Source organism: Vibrio sp. Vb2131, assembly GCF_033338535.1.
Taxonomy (GTDB): Bacteria; Pseudomonadota; Gammaproteobacteria; order Enterobacterales; family Vibrionaceae; genus Vibrio; species Vibrio alginolyticus.
Map to the genome: position 1 here is coordinate 1,595 of NZ_JAWOSW010000041.1, position 1,396 is coordinate 2,990.

Below are 1,396 nucleotides of genomic sequence, written 5' to 3' on the forward strand. Positions count from 1 at the left end.
GTGAAGTCATTGATGCCATGCTTCCAGGAAAAGCCTCTAAGCTTCAGATTGTAAGGAATCGTACCCCAAACCGACACAGGTGGTCGGGTAGAGAATACCAAGGCGCTTGAGAGAACTCGGGTGAAGGAACTAGGCAAAATGGTACCGTAACTTCGGGAGAAGGTACGCTCTCGACGGTGAAGTCCCTCGCGGATGGAGCTATTGAGAGTCGCAGATACCAGGTGGCTGCAACTGTTTATTAAAAACACAGCACTGTGCAAAATCGCAAGATGACGTATACGGTGTGACGCCTGCCCGGTGCCGGAAGGTTAATTGATGGGGTTAGACTTCGGTCGAAGCTCTTGATCGAAGCCCCGGTAAACGGCGGCCGTAACTATAACGGTCCTAAGGTAGCGAAATTCCTTGTCGGGTAAGTTCCGACCTGCACGAATGGCGTAATGATGGCCACGCTGTCTCCACCCGAGACTCAGTGAAATTGAAATCGCTGTGAAGATGCAGTGTACCCGCGGCTAGACGGAAAGACCCCGTGAACCTTTACTACAGCTTGGCACTGAACATTGACCCTACATGTGTAGGATAGGTGGGAGGCTTTGAAGCGCAGTCGCTAGATTGCGTGGAGCCGTCCTTGAAATACCACCCTTGTAGTGTTGATGTTCTAACGTCGACCCCTTATCGGGGTTGCGGACAGTGCCTGGTGGGTAGTTTGACTGGGGCGGTCTCCTCCCAAAGCGTAACGGAGGAGCACGAAGGTGGGCTAATCACGGTTGGACATCGTGAGGTTAGTGCAATGGCATAAGCCCGCTTGACTGCGAGAATGACAATTCGAGCAGGTGCGAAAGCAGGTCATAGTGATCCGGTGGTTCTGAATGGAAGGGCCATCGCTCAACGGATAAAAGGTACTCCGGGGATAACAGGCTGATACCGCCCAAGAGTTCATATCGACGGCGGTGTTTGGCACCTCGATGTCGGCTCATCACATCCTGGGGCTGAAGTCGGTCCCAAGGGTATGGCTGTTCGCCATTTAAAGTGGTACGCGAGCTGGGTTTAGAACGTCGTGAGACAGTTCGGTCCCTATCTGCCGTGGGCGTTGGAGAATTGAAAGGGGCTGCTCCTAGTACGAGAGGACCGGAGTGGACGAACCTCTGGTGTTCGGGTTGTGTCGCCAGACGCATTGCCCGGTAGCTAAGTTCGGGATCGATAACCGCTGAAAGCATCTAAGCGGGAAGCGAGCCTTGAGATGAGTTCTCCCTGATACTTTAAGTATCCTAAAGGGTTGTCGTAGACTACGACGTTGATAGGCAGGGTGTGTAAGCGTTGTGAGGCGTTGAGCTAACCTGTACTAATTGCCCGTGAGGCTTAACCATACAACACCCAAGGGGTTTTGATGGACTCAATG

The 1,396-nt window shown here is 52.8% G+C and carries 1 rRNA gene (only partly in view); it reads left to right on the forward strand.

The features are described from left to right. Nucleotides 1-1,364 (forward strand): 23S ribosomal RNA (locus R7E38_RS22740) (it extends 1,566 nt beyond the left edge of the window). The last annotated feature ends 32 nt before the right edge of the window (nt 1,365-1,396 follow it).